At 59.1% G+C, this 21,693-nt stretch carries 16 protein-coding genes; 3 read left to right on the forward strand and 13 right to left on the reverse strand.

The window, feature by feature from the left end:
* Nucleotides 1-20: 20 nt before the first annotated feature.
* On the reverse strand, nucleotides 21-1,013 hold the full coding sequence (gene araD1, locus H8S59_RS18900; protein ID WP_187522419.1) for an AraD1 family protein: 993 nt from the start codon (nucleotides 1,011-1,013) through the stop codon (nucleotides 21-23).
* Nucleotides 1,014-1,162: 149 nt separating this feature from the next.
* Entirely contained in the window at nucleotides 1,163-2,482 is a 1,320-nt protein-coding gene (locus H8S59_RS18905) for an MFS transporter (protein WP_187522420.1), read from the reverse strand.
* Nucleotides 2,483-2,684: 202 nt separating this feature from the next.
* Between H8S59_RS18905 and H8S59_RS18910 the strand changes: the two genes are divergently transcribed.
* Nucleotides 2,685-4,430 carry an IlvD/Edd family dehydratase gene (locus tag H8S59_RS18910; protein ID WP_095093335.1) on the forward strand — a complete coding sequence of 582 codons (1,746 nt, stop codon included), beginning with the start codon at nucleotides 2,685-2,687 and terminating at the stop codon, nucleotides 4,428-4,430.
* 366 nt (nucleotides 4,431-4,796) lie between these two features.
* A complete protein-coding gene (locus H8S59_RS18915) occupies nucleotides 4,797-5,519 on the forward strand; it encodes a FadR/GntR family transcriptional regulator (RefSeq protein WP_095093336.1) in 723 nt (240 codons plus the stop codon).
* 106 nt (nucleotides 5,520-5,625) lie between these two features.
* Here H8S59_RS18915 and H8S59_RS18920 read toward each other — a convergent pair whose 3' ends face one another.
* The 8 genes from H8S59_RS18920 to H8S59_RS18955 form a co-directional block, all read right to left on the reverse strand.
* Nucleotides 5,626-8,010, reverse strand: coding sequence for an efflux RND transporter permease subunit (locus H8S59_RS18920; RefSeq protein ID WP_425504588.1), 2,385 nt, complete (start codon nucleotides 8,008-8,010; stop codon nucleotides 5,626-5,628).
* Between the two features lie 36 nt (nucleotides 8,011-8,046).
* A complete protein-coding gene (locus H8S59_RS18925; protein ID WP_246475456.1) occupies nucleotides 8,047-9,153 on the reverse strand; it encodes a WD40/YVTN/BNR-like repeat-containing protein in 1,107 nt (368 codons plus the stop codon).
* 690 nt (nucleotides 9,154-9,843) lie between these two features.
* The gene (pepN, locus tag H8S59_RS18930; protein WP_187522422.1) at nucleotides 9,844-12,510 is read right to left on the reverse strand and encodes an aminopeptidase N; all 2,667 of its coding nucleotides are present in this window, start codon (nucleotides 12,508-12,510) and stop codon (nucleotides 9,844-9,846) included.
* An 11-nt stretch (nucleotides 12,511-12,521) separates the two neighbouring features.
* On the reverse strand, nucleotides 12,522-13,352 hold the full coding sequence (locus tag H8S59_RS18935) for a DUF2797 domain-containing protein (RefSeq protein WP_176469788.1): 831 nt from the start codon (nucleotides 13,350-13,352) through the stop codon (nucleotides 12,522-12,524).
* The gene (locus tag H8S59_RS18940) at nucleotides 13,349-13,609 is read right to left on the reverse strand and encodes a YeaC family protein (RefSeq protein WP_095093340.1); all 261 of its coding nucleotides are present in this window, start codon (nucleotides 13,607-13,609) and stop codon (nucleotides 13,349-13,351) included. The genes H8S59_RS18935 and H8S59_RS18940 overlap by 4 nt, the downstream gene beginning before the upstream one ends.
* A gap of 37 nt (nucleotides 13,610-13,646) precedes the next feature.
* Nucleotides 13,647-14,519 carry a rhomboid family intramembrane serine protease gene (locus H8S59_RS18945; RefSeq protein ID WP_187522423.1) on the reverse strand — a complete coding sequence of 291 codons (873 nt, stop codon included), beginning with the start codon at nucleotides 14,517-14,519 and terminating at the stop codon, nucleotides 13,647-13,649.
* Nucleotides 14,519-15,487: a metallophosphoesterase gene (locus H8S59_RS18950; protein WP_095093342.1), complete on the reverse strand. Its 969-nt coding sequence runs from the start codon at nucleotides 15,485-15,487 to the stop codon at nucleotides 14,519-14,521. Before H8S59_RS18950 ends, H8S59_RS18945 begins: the two co-directional genes overlap by 1 nt.
* The gene (locus H8S59_RS18955; RefSeq protein ID WP_095093343.1) at nucleotides 15,487-16,377 is read right to left on the reverse strand and encodes an NAD(+) kinase; all 891 of its coding nucleotides are present in this window, start codon (nucleotides 16,375-16,377) and stop codon (nucleotides 15,487-15,489) included. Before H8S59_RS18955 ends, H8S59_RS18950 begins: the two co-directional genes overlap by 1 nt.
* 229 nt (nucleotides 16,378-16,606) lie before the next feature.
* On the opposite strand from H8S59_RS18955, the gene H8S59_RS18960 reads away from it, so the two are divergent.
* Nucleotides 16,607-17,602, forward strand: a complete 996-nt coding sequence (locus tag H8S59_RS18960) for a DUF1853 family protein (protein ID WP_187522424.1) — start codon at nucleotides 16,607-16,609, stop codon at nucleotides 17,600-17,602.
* Nucleotides 17,603-17,605: 3 nt separating this feature from the next.
* Here H8S59_RS18960 and H8S59_RS18965 read toward each other — a convergent pair whose 3' ends face one another.
* The 3 genes from H8S59_RS18965 to H8S59_RS18975 form a co-directional block, all read right to left on the reverse strand.
* The gene (locus H8S59_RS18965) at nucleotides 17,606-18,835 is read right to left on the reverse strand and encodes an MFS transporter (protein ID WP_187522425.1); all 1,230 of its coding nucleotides are present in this window, start codon (nucleotides 18,833-18,835) and stop codon (nucleotides 17,606-17,608) included.
* 264 nt (nucleotides 18,836-19,099) lie between these two features.
* Complete coding sequence (locus tag H8S59_RS18970; RefSeq protein WP_095093347.1) at nucleotides 19,100-20,437, reverse strand: MFS transporter; 1,338 nt, start codon at nucleotides 20,435-20,437, stop codon at nucleotides 19,100-19,102.
* Nucleotides 20,438-20,585: 148 nt separating this feature from the next.
* Nucleotides 20,586-21,608 carry a 1-aminocyclopropane-1-carboxylate deaminase/D-cysteine desulfhydrase gene (locus H8S59_RS18975; RefSeq protein WP_187522426.1) on the reverse strand — a complete coding sequence of 341 codons (1,023 nt, stop codon included), beginning with the start codon at nucleotides 21,606-21,608 and terminating at the stop codon, nucleotides 20,586-20,588.
* Nucleotides 21,609-21,693: the final 85 nt, after the last annotated feature.

The following is a 21,693-nucleotide window of genomic DNA, read 5'->3' on the forward strand; positions in this document are numbered from 1 at the left end:
CATTCCAACGGGTCAAGCCCTCACAATTGCCCAATTCCGCCCGGCAAAAACGCGGCTTCGATCTTCTCGATCCCGTTCACCAGCGGCTTGCCGAACTCCACCTGGCTGATCTGGAACTGATCTCCCGGCTGAGTCCGCACGCCATCGGCAAAAGAAAGTGTAGCGGTGCCGAAGAAGTGCACATGCACATCACCCGGACGCAGGAACTGGCTGTATTTGAAGTGGTGGTATTCGAGGTTTTCCAGGCTGTGGCACATGTTCGCTTCGCCACTGAGGAATTCCTTCTCCCATAGCACCTCGCCGTCGCGCAGCACACGGCTGGTCCCGGCCAGATTCTGCGGTAGCTCACCAATTCGCAGTTCCGGACCAAAAGAACAGGCACGCAGTTTCGAGTGCGCCAGGTAAAGGTAATTACGGCGCTCCATAATGTGGTCGGAATACTCGTTGCCGATGGCGAAACCCAGGCGATAGGGTTTGCCGTCGTTGCCAATTACATACAGGCCGCTGAGTTCGGGTTCTTCGCCGCCATCTTCGGCGAATGGCGGCAGTGAGAAGTTCGCGCCGGGACGCACGACGATGCTGCCGTCCCCCTTGTAAAACCATTCAGGCTGCACGCCCGCCTGCCCGGCCTCAGGCTTACCGCCCTCCACGCCCCATTTGAAGATGCGCATGGTGTCGGTCATCGCCGCTTCGTCACCCGCTTGCTGGTGCATCTTGTCCCGAGCAGAGGCGCTGCCCAAGTGAGTCAGGCCGGTGCCGCTGACCAGCACATGCGAAGGATCGGGATGGTCCAGCGGCGGCAGAATGCGCAGATCCTGCAACAGTTGCGCGTAATCATGGCTTTCGCCGAAGCCCTGTTTATCGACCTGCTGCGCCAGACCAATACCTGCGTCGATAGCGGATAACGCCAGATCACGCACACTGTGCACGCCCTGCACTTCACGGATCAGATCGCCGTCTACCAGACCGACACGACGCTGGCCATTGCTGAGTTCGAATTGCACTAGGTTCATGGGTTTCTCCTTTCAGATTCATTGCAGGCGAGGCATTTACCCTGTGGGAGCGGTGCTTGCCCGCGATAAGGTCCACGCGACCTAAAGTGAATTGCGTCCAGCCTTATCGCGGGCAAGCACCGCTCCCACAGGTTCCGCGCCATTAAGCGTCAGGCCTGACGGCCGCGGGCGCTGGCGGCGAAGTCGCTGGCGGGCAGTACATGTTTGCGTTCCAGCAGGTGGTACACAACGCCGGTCAAGAGCAGCCCGAAGACCATCACCCCGGACAGGAAGTACAAACCCGAAGCCAGGTTGCCGGTGTATTCCTTGAGTGCGCCGATCACGAACGGGCCGATGTAGCCACCGAGATTGCCCACCGAGTTGATCAGGGCGATCCCGGCCGCCGCACTGGCGCCCGCAAAAAAACGACCGGGCAAGGTCCAGAACACGGCAGTGCAGGAGAACAACGCGAAGGCCACCAGACACAGCGCCGCCAATTGCGCGACCGGCAGTGTCAGCCAGGCACTCAGGAAAAGGCCGATGGCACCCAGCACGTAAAGCACGGCGAGGTGTCCGTAACGGTCGTTCAGTCGGTCGGAACTGCGCGGGACGATCAGCAAACCGATGATGCCGAAGATGTAAGGCACCGAGGACACGAAACCGGTGACCAGATCCGTCCCACCGAATTGTTTGATCAGTGTCGGCAGCCACAGGCCAAGACCATAAATGCTCAACGTCACGGGCAGGTAAAACAGCGCCAACAGCAGGACGCGTCTGTCCTTCAAGGCATGCAATGGATTGCCGTGACGCGTCTGGCCGTACTCTTCCAGGTCCTTTTTCAATTCACCGGTGAGCCAGTTTTTCTCGGTCTCATTCATCCATTTAACCTGGTGTGGACCGTCCGGCAGCCAGCGCAGCACCGGCCAGGTCAGCAGGATGGCCGGGGTGCCGATGACAATAAACAGCCACTGCCAACCGTGCAGACCCAGCACGCCGTCCATGCCCAGCAAACCACCGGACACTGGACCGGTGATCATCATGGCAATCGGTTGGGAAAGGATGAACAGACCGAGGATCTTGCCGCGATGGCGGACCGGGAACCACTGTGTGATGTAGTACAGCACGCCCGGAAAGAAGCCCGCCTCGGCCGCGCCCAGCAGAAAACGCATCACGTAAAAGCTGTGCGGACCCTGCACGAAGGCCATGCCGATGGTAATCGCGCCCCAGGTAATCATGATTCGCGCGAACCAACGGCGGGCGCCGAAGCGTTCAAGCATCAGGTTGCTGGGGATTTCAAACAGAAAATAGCCGATGAAAAACAACCCGGCGCCCAGCCCATAGGCTGCGTCGCCGATACCGATGTCCGCGCCCATGTGCAACTTGGCGAAGCCCACGGCAGAGCGGTCCACATAAGCGATCAGGTACAGCAGGATCAGGAAGGGAATCAATTTCAGGGTGATGCGGCGAATAAGCCTCAGTTCCTGGCTCATGTGTGCGATCTCCAATTGTTCTTGTTATGGAGTGGAGATCGCCTCTGGCCTGAAGCATATGGATGCAGCAGCCACGGTCGTCCCTCACTTGAAATCGACTATATAGTATTACTATTTAGCTAACAACACTTCCAATAAGGCGAATTTGCGCTTAACTTAACCAGCAGAAAAGCCATTAAGTCTTACAATAAGAGAGCTGATCATGTCTGATTCCGAAAAAAAACCCCTGCGTTCTGCCCAATGGTTTGGTACTGCCGACAAGAACGGCTTCATGTACCGCAGCTGGATGAAGAATCAGGGCATCGCCGATCACCAGTTTCAGGGCAAGCCCATCATCGGCATCTGCAACACATGGTCGGAACTCACCCCTTGCAACGCCCACTTCCGGCAAATCGCCGAGCATGTCAAACGCGGTGTGATTGAAGCAGGCGGCTGGCCCGTGGAATTCCCGGTGTTCTCCAACGGTGAATCCAATCTGCGCCCCACAGCGATGTTTACCCGCAACCTGACCAGCATGGATGTCGAAGAAGCGATTCGCGGCAACCCCATCGACGGCGTAGTGCTGCTCACCGGTTGTGACAAAACCACACCGGCCCTGCTGATGGGCGCGGCCAGTTGCGACGTTCCCGCCATCGTGGTCACCGGCGGGCCGATGCTCAACGGCAAACACAAAGGCAAGGACATCGGCTCCGGCACCGTGGTCTGGCAAATGCACGAGGCTTATAAAGGCGGGCAAATCACCCTTGACGATTTCCTCGCGGCAGAAGGCGATATGTCGCGTTCGGCGGGCACCTGTAACACCATGGGCACCGCCTCTACCATGGCGTGCATGGCCGAAGCACTGGGTACTTCCCTGCCCCATAACGCGGCGATTCCGGCCGTGGACTCACGACGTTATGTGCTCGCCCATATGTCGGGCATGCGCGCCGTGGAAATGGTCAAAGAAGACCTGCGGCTGTCGAAGATTCTGACCAAGGCGGCGTTCGAAAACGCGATTCGGGTCAACGCGGCGATTGGCGGCTCAACCAACGCCGTGATCCATTTGAAAGCCATCGCCGGTCGCATCGGTGTCGACCTGGAGCTGGATGACTGGACCCGCATGGGTCGCGGCATGCCGACCATCGTCGACCTGCAGCCATCCGGGCGTTTCCTGATGGAAGAGTTCTACTACGCCGGTGGCCTGCCCGCTGTGCTGCGACGCATGGACGAAGCCAATCTGCTGCCCAATCCCGACGCGCTGACCGTCAATGGCAAATCCATTCGCGAGAATACTCAGAACGCGCCGATCTACGGCGAAGACGAAGTGATCCGCGCGCTGGACAATCCGATCCGCGCTGACGGCGGCATCTGCGTATTGCGCGGCAACCTGGCGCCACTGGGTGCAGTGCTCAAGCCTTCGGCTGCTACCGCTTCATTGATGAAACACCGTGGCCGCGCGGTGGTGTTCGAGAACTTCGACATGTACAAAGCCCGGATCAACGACCCGGATCTGGACATCGACGCCAACTCGATCATGGTCATGAAAAACTGCGGCCCAAAGGGTTATCCGGGCATGGCCGAAGTGGGCAACATGGGCTTGCCTGCCAAACTGCTGGCCCAAGGCGTGACTGACATGGTGCGGATTTCCGATGCGCGCATGAGCGGCACGGCCTACGGCACTGTGGTTTTGCACGTGGCACCCGAAGCGGCCGCCGGTGGCCCGTTGGCGGTGGTGCAGGAAGGTGACTGGATCGAACTCGACTGCGACAGCGGCCGTTTGCATCTGGACATTCCCGACGCCGAACTCGCCGCCCGCCTGGCCGACTGGCAGCCACCGCAACAACAGCAACTGTTGGTAGGCGGCTATCGCGAGCTGTATGTGAAGCATGTGCTGCAGGCCGATCAGGGTTGCGACTTTGACTTCCTGGTGGGCATGCGTGGGGCTGAGGTGCCAAGGCATTCGCATTGATGAGCAGCACATAACGGTAGGAGCGAACTTGTTCGCGAGGTGACAGACCTGACTCACCGCGTGATACCTCTCGGCAACAAGTTGCCTCCTACCCGAAACGGTACCAACCGGTAGGAGCGAACTTGTTCGCGAGGCGACAGACCTGACTCACCGCGTGATACCTCTCGGCAACAAGTTGCCTCCTACCCGAAACGGTGACAACGGTAGGAGCGAACTTGTTCGCGAGGTGATTCTGCAGGCGACGGTCATCTATCACCTGTATAGGCGTCTCGCGAACAAGTTCGCTCCTACCGGACCCCGTACGCCCTGAACCGCGCCGATGCTATGATGCCCCGCACTCATCGCTCAGGATCGACTTGCGTCCCCATGGATTACCGAAAGCCTTCCGACCGTAAAAGCATGCACGCCCGCATCGTTCAGGAGCTGGGCATGCAGATCGTCTCCGGACGTTTCAAGCCTGATGAAAAGCTGCCTGCCGAAGCGTTGCTCTGCGAGGAGTACGCCGTCAGCCGACCGGTGTTGCGTGAAGCCACACGGGTGCTGGTGGCCAAGGGGTTGGTGTACTCCCGGCCGCGCGTTGGCACGGTGGTAAAAGCCCGTCGTGAATGGCACCTGCTCGACCCGGATGTTTTGCACTGGATCATGCAGTGCACGCCACAAAATGAATTCTTCAATTTGCTGACCAGCGTCCGTGCGGTCATCGAACCTGCTGTAGCCGCCCTTGCTGCGCAACACGCCACCGATGAAGAGATCGCGTCTATTGGCGAGGCGTATCAACGCATGGAAGCTGCGCCAAATCCTGAAGCACTGTTGCAACCCGACCTGGACTTCCACAGCCGGATAGCCGACGCGACTCACAACGACTTGCTCGCACACCTGTGCAACATGCTCTCGCTGGCATTACGCGAAGCGCTCAAGCATTCCAACAAGCGGCCTAACCTGCATGAGCTGGCATTGCCGCGGCACAAGGCAATCCTCACCGCCATCGAAAACCGAGACGCACTGGGCGCACGGCACGCAACGCTGGTGCAACTTGATGATGCGAGGAATGCGTTGAGCGTCGTGTTGGGGCGGGAGTTGGGGTTGTAGGCCTATTTTCGCTCAACAGGGTAGGAGCCAACTTGTTGGCGAGACAGGCAACGCGGTGTGGCAGTCACACCGCCTCGCGAACAAGTTCGCTCCTACCGGGCTGATCTCAATGTGAAAACAACGAATTCCCCACCTTGCCCGCCATCTTCTCCGGTTTGATCAGGAACCGCGCCAGCGCTGGCAGCAGCCACAGCGCGCCGAACATGTTCCACAGCAGCATGAAGGTCAGCATCAGGCCCATGTCGGCCTGGAACTTGATCGCCGAGAAGATCCAGGTACACACGCCAATCGCCAGACACAAGCCGGTGAAGAGCACCGCTTTGCCCGTGGATTTCAGGGTTTCGTAATACGCCTCCTGCAACGGCAGACCTGCGCGCAGAAAGCTTTCCAGACGGCTATAGATGTAGATGCCGTAATCGACACCAATCCCTACCCCTAGCGCCACCACCGGCAAGGTCGCGACTTTGACGCCGATGCCCATGAACGCCATGAGCGCGTTACCCAGCACCGAGGTCAGCACCAGCGGCAACACGATGCACAGCGTCGCAGCCCACGAGCGGAAGGTGATCATGCACATGGCCGCCACACAGATGTAGACCAGAATCAGGATGGTCAACTCGGAGCGTTTGATCACCTCGTTGGTGGCCGCCTCGATCCCGGCGTTGCCTGCTGCGAGCAGGAATTCCAGGCCTTCACGATTGTTTTCGGCGGCGAATTCCTGCACAGCATGCACGGCACGGTCCAGGGTTTCGGCCTTGTGGTCGTTAAGAAAAACCATTAATGGCGCCAGCGAGCAATCGTTGTTGTACAGGCCATCGTCACGGGCAATGGAGCTGTTGAGTACGTCCTTGTTGCGCGATAGCGCTTCCCATTTCAGGTTGCCCTCGTTCATGCCCTTGATGACCTGTTTGGAGACTGTGACCAGTGATATTGCCGACTGCACGCCCGGCGTGTTCTCCATCTTCCAGGTCAGTTCGTTGATGGCGGACATGGTCGGGTAAGCCGAGCACCCTTCGCGAGGCGTTTTGACCATCACCACCAGCACATCGGAGCTGGTGGAATAGTGGTTGATGATGAAGCTGTTGTCCTGGTTGTAGCGCGAGTCGGGACGCAGTTCCGGCGCCCCCTGATCGAGGTCGCCGATTTTCAGGTTCTGGCTGTACCAAAGCCCGCCACCGAAGGCGAGCAGTGCCAATACGATGGATACCGGAGCGACTTTGGCGCTGGCAAATCCGGAGAGTAAACGCCAGAACGGATGTTCGGAGACGGCATCTTGCTTGCTGCGGCTCACTGCCCTCTTACTGATACCCGCGTAGGAAATGGCGACCGGCAACAGAATCAGGTTGGTGAACACGATGACCGCCACACCAATCGATGCGCCAATGGCCAGCTCGCGAATCACTCCGATGTCGATGATCAGCAACGTGATGAAACCCACCGCGTCCGCCAGAATCGCGATCATGCCCGGCAGGAACAATTGGCGAAACGTGCGCCGCGCTGCGGTCAAGGCGTTCTCGGCGTCACTGGATTGCAGGGCGATACCGTTGATCTTCTGCACGCCGTGGGAAATACCGATGGCGAAGATCAGAAACGGCACCAGCATCGAATACGGGTCCAGACCGAACCCCACCACATGCATCAAACCCAGTTGCCAGACCACCGCAATCAGCGTCGTACTCAATACGGCGACGGTGCTGCGGATACAGCGCGTAAACCAGATCAACAACACCAACGTAATGACAAAGGCGACACCAAAGAACAGCACCACCATCACCAGGCCGTCGATCAGGTCGCCGACCTTCTTGGCGAAGCCGACGATATGGATCTTGATGTTCGGGTTCTGCGCCTGGTACTTGTCGCGAATTTTCTCTTCCAGTTGATGAGAGAACTGCTGGTAGTCCAGCTTGAGCAGCTTGCCCTGATCTGCAGGGTCCGGGTAGGACTCCAGCAAGGGCACATCCACGATGCTCGACTTGAAGTCGTTGGCCACCAGACGCCCGACCTGCCCGGACTTGAGCACGTTGTTACGCAACTGATCGAGGCTATCGTCGGAACCGTCGTAGCTCTGCGGGATGACCTCACCACCGGCAAAGCCCTCCTCCGTCACTTCCGTCCAGCGCACGCTGGGACTCCACAGGGATTTCAGGCCTGAACGGTCAACACCGGGTATGTAGAACACCTCGTCGTTGATTTCCCGCAGGGTCTCCATGTATTGCCTTGAGAAGATGTCGCCATCCAGCGCTTCGACCGAGATGCGTACCGTGTTGCCCAGATTGGCCAGGTCGTTGCGGTGCTTCATCATGTTCTGGATAAACGGATGATCCAGCGGGATCATTTTTTCAAAACTGGTCGATGGCCGAACCAGTGTTGCCTGCCAGAACAACAGAATGCTGACCAGCAGGCAGATGACAATGACTGCAGGCCGATTATTGAAGATCAAGCGTTCGAGAAAGGTTGCCTTGTCGTCGCTGTGCTGCTGAGTGTCGTGCAGATTACTCATGCCGGATTTTCCCCGCCCTGATCGTTCTTATTGTTGGCTAGACTCGGCGCCCGTCGGCGAGGTGACGCGTACGCCTCCCTGTCCAACCAGAATCAGATTGCCCTGCGCATCGGCCGTCACCCCGGACAGCGAAATCCGGTCGGGACGGTTGAACACTTGAAAGCTCAGGCCATTGTCGGTGCTGCGCATCACGCTGCCGCCATTACCCACCAGCACCAGCGAACCGTCGTCCAGCAAGGTCGCGTTGGCCAGCCCGAACTCCAGCGGCCCGCGGGCAGCTTTCAGTTCAATGGGTTCCCAGGTATCGCCGAAGTCGGTGGAGCGATAGAGATTGCCGCGCAACCCGTAAACCAGCAGCGTGCCGGGCTGACCGGTACCCATGGCGCCGAACAGCGACCCTTGATAAGGCCCTTCAAGCTTTTCCCAGGATTCGCCGTCGTCACCCGAACGGAACATGGCGCCCGCCTCGCCCACTACGAACAAGCCGCTGCCCGCAACCTGGGTAATGCCATTGAGGTGGTACTGATCTTCATTGTCGAGGCGGTCGCTGACGTCTTCCCAGTGTTGGCCGCCATCCAGCGTGGTCAGCAACATACCGTAGGCCCCCACGGCAAAACCGGTTGAAGTGTCCTTGAACCAGACATCCAGCAACGGCGCTTCACGGGACAGGTCTTCGAATTGCTTGACCCAACTCACACCGCCATCGTTGCTGGCGAGAATCTGCGCATCATGACCGACGGCCCAGCCGTGTTTGTCATCGACGAAATACACCGCCGTCAGGAGCTGACGGGTGGGTACTTTGGCCTGAATCCAGGTCTTGCCCTGATCGTCGGAATACAGAATATGTCCGCGCTCGCCCACTACGACCAGACGCGCACCGGCATGGGCGACGTCCAGCAGCAGACTGCGAGAGGCTCGTGCGGATTCGATGGAGTACAGCGTGGTTTGAGCTGGGTCAGCCTTTTCAGGCGCGCTTTCAGTGGCCGCCATCGATAACGTGGGTGCACTCGACAAAGTCAACGCAGCAAGCAGCGAACAGAGTGCCGCCAGGGGTTTGCCCATCCGTAATGCCAATGGCCAGCCGACGGCCGTATGCCCACCGGACTGCGTGCGCCGATTTACAGGCTCACTCATGAAGCGTCCCCTTTCCCATTTTATTTTTATTAGGTTAGCCGAGGCCAAGCGCTCTAGCCTTAGGCTTCTGGAAGCCGACCTATCCTATCCAGCTTTGGAAACTCATGACAATCGACATATGGCTATCTTTGGTCGAGGTCTCTTGTGTGATTGGTGGGTTATCAGTTGGGGTGATGCAGGCAATACTCGCCTCTGTAGGAGCTGCCGAAGGCTGCGAAAGCGATTTATCTGAACTGACGCGTTCGCAGCCTTCGGCAGCTCCTACAGGAAATGGGGCCATCCCAGTGTAGGCAGGGTTTGACGCTCCGGCCTGCCAAGGTCAGAACTGATAAGCCATAGCTCACGCAACACGGGGTCGAAAGGATGGGCGAGTTTGCAGGACGTCTCTGCCAGTCGGATGCATTGCTCGACGTGTGAAACATCCACGTAGAGTGTTGGAAATCCCCTACGTATATGCCTGAGATTCACGCTGATCCTGAAAGTGGGACCGGCTTTAGCCGGGAATGCTGAATACCTGACGATAAAGATGCAGCGATTGTACTGGCCCTTTCCCGGCTGAAGCCGGTCCCACGTCATCAGCTGACCCCATCTGAGCGCAGAGCTTGCTAGCCCAGTGGGACCGGATTAGCCCAATGAAAAAGGGCCTGCCGCTTGCACGGAAGGCCCCTATAGCAACAGTTGCTGTTGCCGTTATTCAGCGAGGCTTTTGCTCACTACCTCGTACACGTCACTGGAAAGCTCGCCCGAATCACGGATGCGCACCAGTTCGGCTTTCATCAGCGCCTGACGTTTGCTGTCGTATTTGCGCCAGCGGGTCAGGGGCGCCAATTGGCGGGAGGCGATCTGTGGGTTGAAGCCGTTGAGCTGGATCACCAGATCGGCCAGGAAGCGATAGCCAGAGCCGTCCGCCGCGTGGAAATTGATCAGGTTCTGGCCAGCAAAAGCGCCGATAAGCGCACGGACCTTGTTCGGGTTCTTGATGTTGAACGCCGGGTGCTGCATCAATGCCTTGACCCGTTCCAGGCCACCCGGCAGCGGGCTGCCTGCCTGAACGCTGAACCATTGGTCCATGACCAGCGGATTGTCTTTGAAGTTCTCGGCAAACACCGCCAGCGCCTTGTCTTTCTCGGCGGTGAACGGCGAGTTGACCAGTACTGCAAGGGCCGTCAACCGTTCCGTCATGTTGTCACTGGTGTCGAACTGTTCAATGGTGGCGGCCAGCACTTCCGGTTTCTGGCTGAGCATCAGGTACGAAAGGCTGATGTTTTGCAGAGCGCGCCGGGCAAAGTGCTCGGCTTCAGCCACGTATTCGGTGGCTTTCGACACCTTGCGATTAGCCGTGTAACGCGCCCACAGACCGTCGAACAGGCTGTCGGAAAGCTGCTTGCGAACAAACTCCCGGGCAGCGTGGATGGCATCGACGTCCGCCACTTCACTGATTTCGGTCAGGTAGGCTTCGCCCGGCAACGAGAGCATTTCGGCAATCATCGCCTGATCCAGCGAGGTATCCGCCAGAACGGTGCCCAATGCGGTAATCAGACGCTGATCCAGCACCAGCGGCTGGCCTTTCTGATGTTGGCCGATCAATTCCTGCAGTACCTGCACGGACAGTTGCTGGCCCGCATCCCAGCGGTTGAAGCCGTCACTGTCATGCTGCATGAGGAACATCAACTGGTCGCGGTTGTACGGGAAGCTGAGTTTCACCGGTGCCGAGAAACCGCGTAGCAACGATGGCAAAGGCTGTTCAGCGACATCAACGAAGGTGAAGGTCTGTTCGGCTTCGGTGACGGAAATCACCCGCGTGTTGCCAGCAGCGGCGTCTTCGCCTTGCAGGCGCAATGGAATTTCGCCGCCCTGCTTGTCCAGCAAGCCCAGCTCTACCGGAATCACGAAAGGTTTTTTGCTCTCGCCCGGCTGACCCGGTGTAGTCGGGCAGCTCTGACGGAAGGTCAGGCTGTAGGTTTTCGCAGCGCTGTCATAAGACTCGCTGACCGCCAGACGCGGCGTACCGGCCTGGCTGTACCAGCGTTTGAACTGGGTCAGGTCGACGCCATTGGCATCTTCCATGGCCTTGATGAAGTCATCACAGGTCACGGCCTGGCCGTCATGGCGCTCAAAGTACAGGTCACTGCCTTTGCGGAAGCCTTGTGCTCCCAGCAGCGTGTGAAGCATGCCGACGACTTCCGAGCCTTTTTCGTACACGGTCAGGGTGTAGAAGTTGGAAATCTCGATAAAGCTGTCCGGGCGCACAGCGTGGGCCATCGGGCCGGCATCTTCGGCGAACTGGTGGGTACGCAGATAGGCCACGTCCTGAATGCGCTTGACCGTGGCCGAGTTCATGTCTGCCGAAAACCCGGAATCACGGTAAACCGTGAAGCCTTCTTTCAGGGACAGTTGAAACCAGTCACGGCAGGTGACACGGTTGCCCGACCAGTTATGAAAGTATTCGTGGGCGACGATGGCCTCGACCCGCTGGTGCGCGGCATCGGTGGCGGTTTCGGCGCGGGCCAGCACGGCGCTGGAGTTGAAGATGTTGAGACCTTTGTTCTCCATGGCGCCCATGTTGAAGTCGTTCACGGCGACGATCATGAAGATATCCAGGTCGTACTCACGGCCGTAGGCTTCTTCATCCCAACGCATGGACTTCTTCAGGCTGGTCATGGCGTGCTGGCATTTGTCGATGTTTTCCGGCTCGACGTAAATGCGCAGAGTCACTTCGCGCTCGCTCACGGTAGTGAACTTGTCTTCGACGCACCACAGATCACCGGCCACCAGCGCAAACAGGTACGCCGGTTTCATGAACGGGTCTTCCCAGGTGGCCCAGTGCCGACCGTCATCTTCCGGTCCGCTGGCAATCGGGTTGCCGTTGGAGAGCAAGACCGGGAAGTTGTGCTTGTCGGCGCTCAGGGTCGTGGTGAACTTGCTCATCACGTCCGGGCGGTCGAGGTAATAGGTGATCTTGCGGAAGCCTTCGGCCTCGCACTGGGTACAGAACATGCCGCTGGATTTGTACAGTCCTTCCAGTGCGGTATTGGTTTCCGGGTGGATGCGCACGCTGGTGTCGACCGTGAACGACTCAGCGGTGGGATGCAGGGTCAGGTGGTCCGGGGTCAACTGGTAATCAGCGGCGCTCAACTCGACGTCGCCCAGCTTGACCGACAGCAGCTCCAGCAACTGACCGTCCAGCACCAGCGGCGGCAAGCCCGCGCCGCGCTCTGGGTTGCGGCGCATCACCAATTGCGCGTGAACCAGCGAGTGGTCATCGAACAGCTCGAACGTCAGGTGCGTTTCGTCGATGAGGTACTCAGGAGCCTGATAGTCCTTCAGGTAGATCATTTGCGGTTGTTCGGTGCGCATGATGAGTCCTCTTACTGATGCACGGCGAGCTGATAAGCCGTGTATTTACGAATATTGATCACGCCGGTATCGAAAATCAGGTACTGGCCCTTGATGCCCAACAATGTGCCTTCGGCGATCGGGTTCTTGTCCAGATTGAAGCTGACGATCTTGGTCGGGTACGCCTCAACGGGGTAACGGATTTCGATCGGTTCGACGTCATGCAGCATTTGGATGGCCTGCAAGCCGAATCGTTCTTGCAATCCGGCCAGACCTTCAGCGCAACTGTCGAACAGTTGCTGGCGAATGGCGGCCAGGTCCACCGGCTGGGCATCGCCTTTAAGCAGCGCGCGCCAGTTGGTGCGGTCGGCCACCTGGCTGCGCAGCAAGTCCTCGACGAAACCGGATTGCTGGCGGGTCGCAACGCGCATGATTGGCAGCGCCTGACTGGCGCCCTGATCCAGCCAGCGGGTCGGCAACTGGGTGGCACGGGTAATACCGACTTTGACGCCCGACGAGTTGGCCAGATACACCACGTGATCGGTCATGCAGAATTGCTCGCCCCACGCCGGATCACGACACGTGCCGTGCTCGTGGTGGCATTTTTCCGGGCTCATGATGCAGATGTCACACTGCGCCAGCTTGAGCATGCACGGGTAGCAGTAACCCTGGCTGTAGCTGGACTTGGTCCTGCGCCCGCAATGGCTGCAATGAATCGCACCCAGGAACTCCAGACGCACCGTTTTGCCAATCAGCGGGTTGACCGGAATCTCGGTATCGCCCAGACGAAACGCATATTCAACCTGCGAGGCATTAAGCCGCGCCGACATTTTGTTGACTGCTCCACGACCAATCTCAATCAATGGATGGCATCCGACTTGAACAGGATATTCGGCACAGTGGTGGACTTGGACGCACATTCCTGCGGGCCCATGTAACCGGTGCGCTGGTCTTCCGGCAAGTTCTGCATTTCCCAGGCGATCAACGCCTGCAAGGACAGCTCGCGCTGTTCCTGAGTAAGCTTGCGGCCATCGGACCACTTCCCGATTTCTACCGCCAGCTTCAGGCTTTCGTAGATATCGGGGGTGATGTTTTCAATCATTTCGGCAAAAGAGGACATAGCGCACTCCTGACTCTTCATTAAACAGCATTCAACATCAGGCCTTGATCCGAGCAATTGCCCCGCCAATCAGACCTGTGACACAACCGATGATCAGCCCGCCGACATGGGCACCGTTGGCGATTTCGCCAAAGCCCAGCATGCCGACCAACCCTGACAGACACAGCACCAACCAGACCAGCATCATCACCAGCACACCGCGCGGTAAACGATAGATGGGGTTGGGCGCGAGCAATTGAAAGATCCAGCAGTGACCCAGCAGGCCATACAGCACCCCGGACAACCCGCCAAACAGGCTGGCACCGCTGAACTGGTATTGAACGGTATTGGATACAGCGCTGAACAACAGCGTCAGACCCAGCAGATGCAAACTGCCTTGACGCCACTCGATACGACGCCCCAGCTCCCAGTACCACATGGCGTTCATGGCCAGATGCAGGATGCCGAAGTGAATCAACATCGGCGTGACGATCCGCCACCACTGACCGGCTGCCAGACTGTCGCCCAGCGGCAGGAACGTCGCGTATTCACCCTGCACACGGAAATCGAGAAAGGTCAGCCAGCGCACTGCATCGAGGTTTTCCCCCAGCAGGGTAATGGCGCCTACGATCAAACATGCCAGCAGCACCAGCGTGGTCACCGGGCTGTCGCGCAGTTGCTGAACGAAACCGGACCGCGGCGCGCTGGTGCTCTGCTCACCCGCTGGCAGTTCATAGTGCTCATCGCCCTCCGGGTATTGCTGATAAAGCGCCCGAATATCATCCGCCAGTTGCGGCGTATCCGGCACCCAAAGGACTTGCTCCCCGGCTTCCTCACTCACCCGGTGGGGCACGCGCAGACGGTTCAGCAGGCTGATAAAACCACTCAGGTCGGTGGTCAATGGCAGACGCAATACAGCAACAGGACTCATCAAACAGCCTCGGGACGTTCAACATCAACCCAGACAAACTTGTCCGGATCGATGCAGGTTTCCTGGTCCAGCCGATAGGCGACCAGTTTGCCGTAGAGCACGGCGCTGTAATCCAGGCAGGCGAGGTTCGGCCGGATGGGTGCGGGAATACCGCTGCGCCAGTAATGGCCGACGAACAGCATCGGCTCGTCAGCGCCATAGCGCAGCAAGGCGTTCTTTTCAGTCGTAGAAAGTGGCGTCTTGGCGACGCCTTCCGGCAACGCATCCGGCTGAAACACCACGTCGCCGTAGGTTTGCGGGTCGTCTTCCCAGAACTTGGTGCGGAAAAACTCACGGGTCAGGCCATCGCCACCGGTCAGGGTGATGCCGTGGGGCAAGCGCATGTCAGTGCCGCGCAACAAGCGATCGAACACTGCGCAGGCAAAACTGCCCTGCACCGCCGAGGCCTGGACGAACTCCTGATTGATGCAGCCACCGCCATGCATGGTGATCAACGGTGTGATCAGGCTGGCATCCCAGCAAGCGTGCACCACGCGGAAACGTCCGGCATCCATGAACAGCGGCAATTCGTAGAACCAGTCGACGAATTCTTTCCACTCATCCGGATAGGCTTCGAACTGCGTCAGCGTCTCGCCCATCAGCCGACTGTGGCGAAGCGAGTGTTCCCGGACGAACTGCTTGCCGCTCTCCGGCGGGGCCGGTGTGTGCCAGCCCAACGCGTTGAACTCGTGGTTGCCCATGATGCACAGCGCGTGACCGGCCAGCACCATGTCACGGACGATATGCAGCGACTCGCGAATCAGTGGACCGCGGTCGATGATGTCGCCGAGGAATAACGCGATGCGTTCAGGGTGGCGCCACACGCCCGCCTGAAAGCGATAACCCAACACGCTGAGCAGTTTTTGCAGCGTATGGGCACATCCATGCACGTCACCGATCAAATCGTAGCTACGCGCGGGATCGAGCATCAGTCGCCTCCACCACCAAGTCGGCTACCCCAGCCAAGCTTGGTGCGACAGACTTCGTAATAGTTGTGATCCAGTGGGTGGATCAGGCGCAGTTTCTGCGGCTTCTTGCTGACCGTGATGGTGTCGCCCGGCGCGCAGGTGAAGTGGTTCTGGCCGTCGCAGGAGACTTGCGGATAAATCGTCATGTCCTTTGAGACCACGATTTTCAGCTCACTGTTGCCGTCCACCACAATCGGCCGGCCGGACAAGGTGTGCGGGTACATCGGCACAATCACGATGGCATCCAGCTTGGGATGCATGATCGGCCCGCCAGCGGACAGCGCGTAAGCGGTCGAACCGGTAGGCGTGGCGACGATCAGGCCGTCGGCCTTCTGGCTGCAGACGAACTGGCCGTCGATGTAGATCTCGAATTCGATCATCCGCGTCGACTTGCCGGGGTGCAGCACCACATCGTTGAGCGCGTCGCCCTGACCGATGGCTTCGCCGTGGCGGCGGACCTCGGCCTGCAACAGGAAGCGGTTTTCCACCAGATAGTGGCCGTCGAGCACTTCGGCGACTTTGACTTCCAGCTCGTCGGGGCGAATATCGGTGAGGAAGCCCAGGCTGCCACGGTTGATGCCCAGTACCGGCGTATTGTGTTTGGCCAGCGCACGGGCTGCGCCCAGAAGGCTGCCATCGCCACCGACCACAATCACCAGGTCGCAGACTTCGCCTAGCATCTTGCGCGACGAGGTTTGCAGGCTGTGGCCGGGCAACGCTTCGGCAATGGTGTCTTCCAGAATGACGTGCAGGTGCCGTTCCAGCAGGAATTTCTTGAGTCGGCGCACGGTATCAAGCACCTGAACACTGCCCAGGCGGCCGATGATGCCGATATTACGAAATTGCTCCATGGGGCTCCTGCGGGGTTCGATGCGGCTAAAGACAGGGATTATGGGCGAAAGGCCGGGGTAGCGGCAATTGATCGTTCCCGGATGTTCGCCCTGTAGGAGCTGCCGAAGGCTGCGAAAAGGTCGGAACGACCTTCCACAGGTCTGATTAAACGTCCGGTTCCCGGCCGATCGCAGCCTTCGGCAGCTCCTACTTTGACCGATGGTTGCCAGTTAAGGCTATCCTGCGCTCATGACTCTCTTCCCCAGCCTCACCCACCTGCCCCGCCAGTTACGCACGCCGCAAGTGCGGGACCTGGCCTGGGTGATTCTTGCGCCGCCGATGCTGGGCGAAACGCCGTGGCCGCAGCGTCATCCATTGACGGCCAGCGACTGGGTGCAACAACCGCAGCTATTGGCAGATTTTCTATTCAGGCTGGATCAGGACAGCAGCGCCCTGCTCCACTGGCTGGCACTGGGCGCAACCCGACGGCTGGGTTTGTATTACGAGCGCTTGTGGCAATTTGCAGTGGCGCAGGCCCCCGGTGTCGAAATGATCGCTGCTAACCTGCCGATTCGTCTGGGCGGGCAAACCCTGGGTGAGCTGGACATGCTGCTGCGCGACGCCGACGGCGTGCACCACGTGGAGTTGGCGATAAAACTCTATCTGGGGCCGCAGCAAGGCGACGGCAGCGATCCTGCGCAGTGGCTGGGCCCGGGTTGCCGTGATCGGCTTGACCTCAAACTTGCCCATCTGAGCCGACATCAACTACCGATCTCAGCGCGCCCGGAAAGCCGTGAATTGCTCGCGACGCTGGGCGTCGACAGGTTCGATGCCCAATTATGGCTGGGCGGCTATCTGCTTTATCCGTGGCCCGGCCAGACAGACTCCCCGCGTGGTGCACATGATCAGCACTTGCGCGGCAGTTGGCTGCATCAAAAGGACTGGCAGGCGTTTACCGCGCAACGCCCCGAAGGTCGCTGGCAGTTGCTGCCTCGACACGCCTGGCTGGCCCCTGCCCATTACGCCGAAGCCTGGACCGAACCACAACTGCAGCAATGGCTGGAGCAGCTTGATCCGCTGGCGCCGGCGCAACTGCTGGTACGGCTGACAGAAAATGGCGAGGGCGAATGGGAGGAGGCCGAACGGGTGTTTCTGGTTTCGGACATCTGGCCTCGGCTGGGCGATACGAGCAACACGGTTCAGCTTGAGGATCAGCCAATCGCGTTACCCGCTTCGCCCGTCTGATCGTCAGGCGGCCTTTTTAGTGCGCGGCAGCAGAATCGCCATGATCCCCAGCAGCGGCAGGTACGAACACAGGTTGTAGACGAACAGGATGCCGTGGCTGTCAGCCAGATAACCCAGCAAGGCCGCACCGATCCCGCCAAACCCGAACATCAGGCCGAAGAAGATCCCGGCGATCATGCCGACATTGCCTGGCACCAGTTCCTGGGCATAGACCACGATGGCGGAAAACGCCGACGCCAGAATGAAGCCGATGATCACGCTCAGCACGCTGGTCCAGAACAGATCGGCATAGGGCAGCGCAAGGGTGAACGGCGCAGCGCCGAGAATCGAGAACCAGATCACCGCTTTACGGCCAATCCGGTCACCAATCGGACCGCCGAAGAACGTACCTGCGGCCACCGCTCCAAGAAACAGAAACAGGTACAGCTGGGAGTTAGCCACCGACAGGTCGAACTTCTCGATCAGGTAAAAGGTGAAGTAACTGGTGATGCTCGACATGTAGAAGAACTTGGAGAAAATCAGAAACGCCAGCACAACCAGCGCGCCAGTGACACGACCTTTCGACAAGCCATGACTCGCGGCCTGGCCTTGCTTGAGCTTGAACAGGTTCAAGTGAGTGCGATACCAGCGGCTGATGCCGTACAGCAAGCCTACGGAAAACAATGCGATCAGGCCGAACCAGGCCACATGACCCTGACCGAACGGAATAATGATCGCCGCCGCCAGCAAAGGGCCAAGCGCTGAACCGGTGTTGCCGCCCACCTGAAAGGTTGACTGCGCCAGCCCAAACCGTCCCCCCGACGCCAGCCGCGCGATGCGTGAGGCTTCGGGGTGAAAGGTCGAAGAGCCGATACCAATCAAGGCCGACGCCAGCAGAATCATTGGGAAGCTGCCCACCATGGACAGCATCAGAATGCCGATCAAGGTACACAGCGAACCGACTGGCAATACCAGCGGATTGGGATGGCGGTCGGTGTAGTAACCCACCCACGGCTGCAACAGCGATGCAGTGATCTGGAACGTCAGGGTAATCAGGCCGATCTGCGTAAAGGTCAGGCCATAGCTTTCCTTGAGCAGCGGGTAGATCGACGGCAGCACCGCCTGAATCAAGTCGTTGACCAGATGCGCCAGCGCCACAGCACCGATGATACGCATGACCAACGGGCTGCTGGTGCTGGTTGTCGGGGGAGTTGCAGCGGGAATTGCGCTGGTGGAGGCGTTGCTTACGTCCATGGAGTTCATCCGCGAAGCTATTGGATGTGCCACGACCCGGTTATTGCAAGATATGTCAGCGGCACAAGGTCCGCCAATGTGCCATTTTTTGGGGCATGGCCGCTACATTTTGTTGCGAGAAATCTGGTTTTGCATGCCTGATTCGGTAGGAGCTGCCGAAGGCTGCGAAGCATTCATCCCGACACACCTCAATCGCAGCCTTCGGCAGCTCCTACAGAAAATGCATTTCAATTCAGTCGCTGTATTTCCTTTTGCAGGAGCCAGTCAAGCCGTAGCCCCAACAGACACGCCCTTCTCCCCCGTCGGCACATCGTGCAGCGATATTCGCGAGGTCTCCGGCAAGGCCAGGCCGCCCGCCAGTGCCAGCAACGCAACCGCGATCAGGTAGAACGCAGGGGACAAGTTGCTTCCAGTGGTCGTGATCAGCCACGTCGCCATCAACGGCGCGGTGCCACCAAAGATCGTATAAGCCATGTTATAGGTGATCGCCGAAGCGGTATAGCGCGTGCGGGTCGGAAAGGTTTCCGAGAGCAGTGCTGCCGTGACCACGCCACACAGTACCGCGCCAACTGCCAGCAGCATCACACCCACGATAGACGCCGCGAACGAGCCGGAACTGGCCATCAGGAATGACGGAAAGACCACCACGATCAACAGCGCACAAGCGCTCATGACCGTCACGCGGCGCCCCACCTTGTCGGAATACAACCCGGCCAGCGGGCAAATAGCGGCGGCGAAGAGCAACGCGATCAACGACACCAGCAACGCCGCCGCACGGCTCAGACCACCCGCCACCTGCAGGTAAGTGGCGAAGTACGTGGTGAACATATAGAACGACAACGCCGTCAGCGACACGAATGCGCCCAGGCAGCAGATTGCCGCGCCGTGGTTGCGCAGGGTTTCCTTGAGGGGCGAATGGGCCACGTCATGCTCCTGTGTCACGGCCTGGAATGCCGGCGTCTCGTCCAGCTTCCAGCGCAGATACAGACCGACCAGCCCCAAGGGTGCAGCAATCAGGAAAGGCAATCGCCAGCCCCAACTGCCCATGGCTTCCGGCGTCAGTGACGCTTCAAGGGCGTAAGCGACTACCGCTGCTGCGGCGAACGCGGAAAACGTCGAGACCGGGACAAAGCTGCCGTACCAGGCGCGTTTGTCGCTGGGCGCATGCTCCATGAGATAGGCGCAGGCACCGGCGTATTCGCCGCCCGCTGAAAAACCCTGCGCACAACGAATGACCGTCAACAGAATCGGCGCCATCACGCCAATTGCCGCGTAAGTGGGCAATAGGCCAATCAATGTCGTGGCTGCGGCCATCAATAGAATGGTCATTGCCAGGGTTCGTTTGCGGCCGATCCGGTCGCCAAGCATGCCGAAGAAGATCCCGCCCAAAGGCCGGAATGCAAAGGCCACTGCGAATACCGCGAACGTTTTCAGCAGCGCCGCACTGGCGTCGCCGCTGGGAAAGAACTGTTGGGCGATAGCCGTGGCGAGAAAACCATAAACCGCGAAGTCGAACCATTCGACGAAATTGCCGATGGCGGCGGCGACAATCACTTTTCTCAGCGTTTTCGGGCTGACTTGCTCTGTAGCGGCGCTTGTCATGCTGGACCTCGACATTTCATCAGGAAGCTATCGATTATCGGGACAGTCACCGGGACGGCTCACTCTGAAAGTGTCATCCGCGTAGTCAGGACCGACCCCACCGCTGTTCGATAGCGCATGATTCATGCCAGAGGCTTTGGATCAATGATTACAAGCCCATCGCTCGTCGCCCTTGCAGGCCGCCGGTGTGGATGAAAATCAGCCGCGTGCCCGCCTGAAAACGCCCGGCGACTACCTCATCGTGCAGGGCCATCAGCGCCTTGCCGGTGTACAGCGGTTCGAGGGGGATGCCGCTTTGGGATTCACTGGTAGCGATGAAATCCAGCAGCTGCGGATCGGTTTTGGCAAAGCCGCCACGGGAGGCGCTGATGAGGATGTAGTCATCGGTAGGAGCGAACTTGTTCGCGAGGCGGTGTGTCAGGCTAGACGCTTCGCGAACAAGTTCGCTCCTACCGGTTTTGCAATGCTCCAGAATTGCCGCGACATTCTGCTCAACCCCATGATCATCCGGAACCGCCATGGCCCCATACACCAGGTGCGCGCCCTCTTCTGCCAGGACCAGACCCGCCAGCGTTGTACCCGTCCCGGCAGCCAGCCACCAACCGTGATAATCACTCCATCCCAGGTCGCTCAGTTGCTCGCGCACCATCTTCAGCAACCCGGCACAACCCAGCGCGCCGGGCAAACCTCCGCCGCCTTCCGGGATCGGGTAGAAATCAGGGTATTGCGTCAGCCACGACGACCAGAAGTCAGGTTCATGCCGTGCGCGATAACCGGCGTAGCCAAGCCAGTGCAGTTGCATGCCGAACGCTTGTAGATCGACGGTGGTTGGCGTCTCCACAGCATGACCACGCAACAGACCGACCGTGGCAAAACCAAACCGCTTGCCCGCAGCGGCCAACGCATGCAGATGATTGGAATGCGCGCCGCCCAGACTGATAACGCCTTTCGCATTCACCTCACTGGCCGCCGCCAGGTGATGGGCAAGCTTGAACCACTTGTTGCCACTGATCAGCGGATCGATGAGGTCCAGGCGCAGTACCGCAACCTCGACACCGGCACTGACGAGCCAAGGCAGATTGAGCCGTTGGAGCGGCGCGTTGGGTTGCCAGTGGATGGGGCTGATAGACACGAGGATGGGGCCGCTGAACGAAGTGCGGGAGTTTAGCATTGCCTCGATAAATTCAGCCTTGTGTCAATCTGTAGATTCTATGTGCGCCCGCAAGCTGGTTGACGACGTGGGACCGGCTTTAGCC

This window comes from Pseudomonas folii (genome assembly GCF_014357575.1).
Lineage (GTDB): Bacteria > Pseudomonadota > Gammaproteobacteria > Pseudomonadales > Pseudomonadaceae > Aquipseudomonas > Aquipseudomonas folii.